Genomic DNA, 5,661 nt, shown 5'->3' with positions numbered 1-5,661 from the left:
CACCGACACCGACCGGGTGAGCATCGCCGCCGTCAACGGCCCCCGGTCCGTCGTCATCGCCGGTGACGAGGACGCGGTGACCGGGCTCGCCGCGTCCTTCCACGGCCGGAAGACCAAGCGCCTGACGGTCAGCCACGCCTTCCACTCGCCGCACGTGGACGGCATGCTCGACGACTTCCGCCGGGCGCTGGAGGGTCTCACCTTCGGGGCCCCCCGCATCCCGATCGTCTCCAACCTCACCGGGGCCCTCGTCTCGGACGAGATGGGCTCGGCCGAGTTCTGGGTCCGGCACGTCCGCGAGGCCGTCCGCTTCCTCGACGGTGTCCGATCCCTGGAATCCGCCGGAGTGACGACGTACGTCGAACTCGGCCCCGACGGGGTGCTGTCCGCGCTCGCCCAGGCCTGCCTGACCGGCGACACCGACTCCGTCGCCTTCACCCCGACCCTCCGCGGGGGGAGCTCCGAAACGAGGACGGTCACCACCGCCCTCGCCCGGGTCCACGTCCGCGGCACCGCCGTCGACTGGCACGCGTTCCACTCCGCCACCGGAGCCGAGCACGTGGACCTGCCCACCTACGCCTTCCAGCGCGAGCACTACTGGCTCGACGCGGGCACCCCCGGCGGCGACGTCACCACCGCGGGCCTCCGCTCCGCCGACCACCCGCTGCTCGGCGCCTCCGTCACCCTGGCCGACGCCGACGGCCTCCTCCTCACCGGACGGCTGTCGCTCGCCACCCACCCCTGGCTCGCCGACCACCGGGTCGCGGGCGCCGCACTGCTCCCCGGCACGGCCTTCGTCGAGCTGGCGCTCCGGGCCGGCGAGAAGGCCGGCTGCGACCGGGTCGAGGACCTGACCCTCGCCGCACCGCTGGTCCTCCCCGAGGAGGGCGGCGTCGAGCTCCAGATCGCGGTCGCGGCACCGGACGGGGCGGGCCGCCGGTCCGTCGTCTTCCACTCCCGCGACGGCTTCGCGGCGGACGACGAGCCCTGGGTGCGCAACGCCACCGCCGTACTGACCGCGGCAGCGGAGGAGCCCCCGGCGTACGACCTGACCTCCTGGCCGCCGGCCGCGGCCGAAACCGTCGACGTCGAGGCCCTGTACGAGGCTCTCGCGGACTCCGGGTTCGCGTACGGGCCGGTGTTCCAGGGGCTGCGCGCCGCCTGGCGGCAGGGCGACGACGTGTACGCCGAGGTGGGCACCGGCTCCGGAGCCGGGCCCGGCGCGGACCAGTTCACCCTCCACCCCGCCCTCCTCGACTCCGTCCTGCACGCGATCAACCTCGGCTCCCTGGTGGAGGACACCGGGCAGGCGCGGCTGCCGTTCGCCTGGTCCGGGGTCTCGGTGTACTCCGCCGGGGCGGACACGCTGCGCGTCCGGCTCTCGCGGGCCGGCCGGGACGCGGTCCGGCTGGAGATCGCCGACGCGGCGGGCGCGCCCGTCGCGTCGGTCGACGGCCTGGCGCTGCGCCCCTTCTCGCCGCAGCAGCTCGGTCGGCAGGCCCAGGGCCGTCACGACTCCCTCTACCACGTGGAGTGGGTCGGGGCCGCTGCGGCGGACGGGTCGTTCGACGACTGGATGCTGCTCGGGGAGGACACCCAGGCCTTCGCGGACCTCGCCGGGCTGGGCGTCGCGGTCGTCGAGGGCGGTCAGGTCCCGTCGACGCTCGTCGTGCCCTGCACGGGGCCCAGCGGTGACGACGTGGCCGGTGCGGTGCACGAGGAGCTGGGCCGGGTCCTGTCGCTGCTCAAGGAGTGGCTGGCCGACGGCCGGTTCGCGGACGGGCGCCTCGTCTTCCTGACGCGGGGTGCGGTGGCGACCGCACCGGGCGAGGGCCCGTCGGACCTCGTGCACGCGCCCGTGTGGGGCCTGGTGCGGTCGGCGCAGTCCGAGAACCCGGGCCGGATCGTCCTCGTCGACCTCGACGCCGACAGCGATGTCGTGGAGGGGCTGTCGGCCGCGCTCGCCTCGGGCGAGTCCGAGGTCGCCGTACGGGCGGGCGAAGTCCTGACACCGAGGCTGGCGCGTGCCGAGGTGGCCACCGACGCGGCCGCCCACGCGGCCGCCGAGCGGGACGCCGACGGCACCGTGCTCCTCACGGGTGCGAGTGGTTCGCTGGGCGGGCTGTTCGCACGGCACCTCGTGGCGGAGCGGGGCGTGCGGCGTCTGCTGCTGGTGAGCCGTCGGGGCGAGGCGGCCGAGGGCGCCGCCGCGCTGTCGGCGGAGCTCACGGGTCTCGGTGCCGAGGTGTCGTGGGCGGCCTGTGACGTGGCCGACCGGGACGCATTGGCGGCCGTACTGGCCGACGTACCGGGGGAGCACCCGCTCACCGCCGTCGTGCACACGGCCGGTGTACTGGACGACGGCGTGATCGGCTCCCTGAGCGCCGAGCGGCTGTCGGCGGTGCTGCGCCCGAAGGTGGACGCGGCGTGGAACCTCCACGAGCTGACCCGGGACCTCGACCTTTCGGCCTTCGTCCTCTTCTCTTCCGCCGCCGGTGTGTTCGGCGGCGCGGGCCAGGCCAACTACGCGGCCGGAAACGTCTTCCTGGACGCCCTCGCGGCCCACCGCCGGGCGAGCGGCCTGGCGGGCGTGTCGCTGGCGTGGGGTCTGTGGGCCGAGGTCGGCGGCGGCATGGGTGCCGCGCTGGACGCCGGCGACGTGTCGCGCCTGGGCAGGGGCGGTGTCCACGCGATCGGAGCAGCGGAGGGCGTGGCGCTGTTCGACGCTGCTCGTGCCGCCGAACAGGCGCTGCTGGTACCGGTGAAGCTGGACCGGGCGGCGTTGCGGGTCCGGGCCGGCAGCGGCATGCTCCCGCCGCTGCTCTCCGGCCTGGTACGGGTGCCCGTACGCCGTGCCGCACGGGGCGCCCGGGGTGAGTTCGCCCAGCAGCTGGCGGCGCTCCCGCAGGACCAGCGGCAAGGTGCCGTGATGGAACTGGTCCGCGGCCAGGTCGCCGCCGTCCTCGGTTTCGCAGGCTCCGAAGCGGTCGACCCCGCCCGTTCGTTCAGCGGGGTCGGTTTCGACTCGCTGACGGCGGTCGAGCTGCGCAACCGGCTGGGTGCGGCCACCGGTGTCCGTCTGCCCGCCACGCTGGTCTTCGACTACCCGACGCCCGCCGCCCTGGCGGAGTACCTCCACGCCGAGCTGCTCGGCAACCAGGAGGCCACGGCAGCCGCAAGCGCCCCGGCCACGACCGCGGTGCACGACGACGAGCCGATCGCGATCGTGGCGATGGCCTGCCGGTTCCCCGGTGGTGTCCGGTCGCCCGAGGACCTGTGGCAGCTCGTCATGGACGGCCGCGACGCCATCTCGGACATGCCGGACGACCGCGGCTGGGACATCGCGGGCCTGTTCCACGCGGATCCCGACCATGCCGGTACGAGCTACAGCACCGCAGGTGGTTTCCTCCACGACGCCCACCACTTCGACCCGGTGTTCTTCGGCATGTCGCCGCGCGAGGCACTGGCCACCGACCCGCAGCAGCGCCTGCTGCTGGAAGCCTCGTGGGAGGCGTTCGAGCGGGCCGGGATCGACCCGGCGACCGTGCGAGGCAGCCGCACCGGCGTCTTCGCCGGTGTCATGTACAACGACTACGGCACGCTCCTCCACCGCGCCCCCGCGGGCCTGGAGGGTTACATGGGGACGTCCAGCTCGGGCAGCGTCGCTTCCGGCCGCGTCTCCTACACCTTCGGCCTGGAAGGCCCCGCGGTGACGGTCGACACCGCCTGCTCGTCCTCCCTCGTGACCCTGCACCTGGCGGCTCAGGCCCTGCGCAACGGTGAATGCGACCTGGCGCTGGCCGGTGGTGTGACGGTGATGGCCACACCCGGCACGTTCATCGCGTTCAGTCGCCAGCGCGGCCTCGCCACGGACGGCCGCTGCAAGCCGTTCGCGGCCGCCGCCGACGGCACCGCGTGGGGCGAGGGCGTCGGCATGCTGCTGGTGGAGCGGCTGTCGGACGCCCGCCGCAACGGACACCCCGTCCTGGCGGTGGTCCGCGGCTCGGCGATCAACCAGGACGGCGCGTCGAACGGCCTGACGGCCCCGAACGGCCCTTCGCAGCAGCGGGTCATCCGGCAGGCCCTGGCCAACGCCGGCCTGTCCGCCGCCGAGGTGGACGTGGTCGAGGCCCACGGCACCGGCACCACGCTCGGCGACCCGATCGAGGCCCAGGCCCTGCTGGCCACCTACGGCCGCGAGCACACCGGGGACGACCCCCTGTGGCTGGGTTCGGTGAAGTCCAACTTCGGCCACACGCAGGCCGCCGCGGGTGTCGCCGGCGTCATCAAGATGGTCCAGGCCATGCGCCACGGCATCCTGCCGCAGACCCTCCACGTCGACGAGCCCACCCCGCACGTCGACTGGACCGGGGGCGCCGTGTCCCTCCTCACCGACTCCGTGCCCTGGCCGGAGACCGGTCGTCCGCGCCGGGCCGCCGTGTCGTCCTTCGGGATCAGCGGCACCAACGCCCACACGATCATCGAGCAGGCCCCCGACGAGGAAGCCGCGGCAGGGGGAGGTACAGCGCCGGTCCCGTCCGTGCTGCCGTACGTGATCTCCGCGAAGTCGGAGGACGCCCTGCGCGCCCAGGCGGCCCGCCTGCGCGCCCACCTGGAGGACGCGCCCCGGACCGGTGCGCTGGACGTCGCCTGGTCGCTGGCCACCCACCGGGCCGCCTTCGACCACCGTGCGGTGGTCGTCGCCGGGGACCGCGACGGGCTGCTGCGCGGGCTGACCGCGCTGGAGGCCGGCGACCCGGCCGCCCCCGGCGTCATCAGCGGCACCGCCGGCGCCGCAGCGGCCGGGAAACTGGCCTTCCTGTTCACCGGGCAGGGCAGCCAGCGCCTCGGGATGGGCCGTGAACTGTACGCCGCCCACCCGGTGTTCGCAGCGGCCCTGGACGCCGTGTGCGAACGGTTCGACCCTCGCCTCGACATGCCGCTGAAGGACGTGCTGTTCGGGTCGGACGCGGGTCTGCTGGACCGGACGGAGTACACCCAGCCGGCGCTGTTCGCCGTCGAGGTGGCGCTGTTCCGGCTCCTCGCGTCGTGGGGGGTGGAGCCGGACTTCCTGTCCGGCCACTCCGTCGGCGAGATCGTCGCGGCGCACGTCGCCGGCGTCCTGTCCCTCGAAGACGCGTGCACGCTGGTGGCCGCTCGCGGTCGGCTCATGCAGGCGCTCCCGCCCGGCGGCGTGATGATCGCCGTACAGGCGTCGGAGGACGAGGTCCTGCCCCTGCTCACCGATCGGGTGGGCATCGCCGCCGTCAACGGCCCGCGGTCCGTCGTGATCGCCGGCGACGAGGACGCGGCGGTCGCCGTCGTGGAAGCCGTCCCGGGCCGCAAGAACACCCGCCTCACGGTCAGCCACGCCTTCCACTCGCCGCACATGGACGGCATGCTCGACGACTTCCGCGAGGTGGCGCAGGGGCTGACGTACGCCGCTCCGCGCATCCCGGTCGTCTCCCACCTCACCGGCGCCCTCGTCACCGACGAGATGGGCTCCGCCGACTTCTGGGTCCGGCACGTCCGCGAGGCCGTCCGTTTCCTCGACGGTGTCCGCGCCCTCGAAGCCGCCGGCGTCACCACCTACCTCGAACTCGGTCCCGACGGGGTGCTGTCCGCGCTCGCGCAGGCCTGCCTGACCGACCGGACCGGATC

The 5,661-nt window shown here is 74.4% G+C and carries 1 protein-coding gene; it reads left to right on the top strand.

What is annotated here, in order from left to right:
* A partial coding sequence (locus ACFV7Q_RS38240; protein WP_385435561.1) for an SDR family NAD(P)-dependent oxidoreductase occupies positions 1-5,661 on the top strand: 5,661 nt, incomplete at both ends.

This window comes from Streptomyces sp. NPDC059851, assembly GCF_042732005.1.
GTDB lineage: Bacteria > Actinomycetota > Actinomycetes > Streptomycetales > Streptomycetaceae > Streptomyces.
The sequence above is the reverse complement of the archived record's forward strand: the minus strand, read 5'-3'. Positions and strand labels throughout refer to the sequence as shown.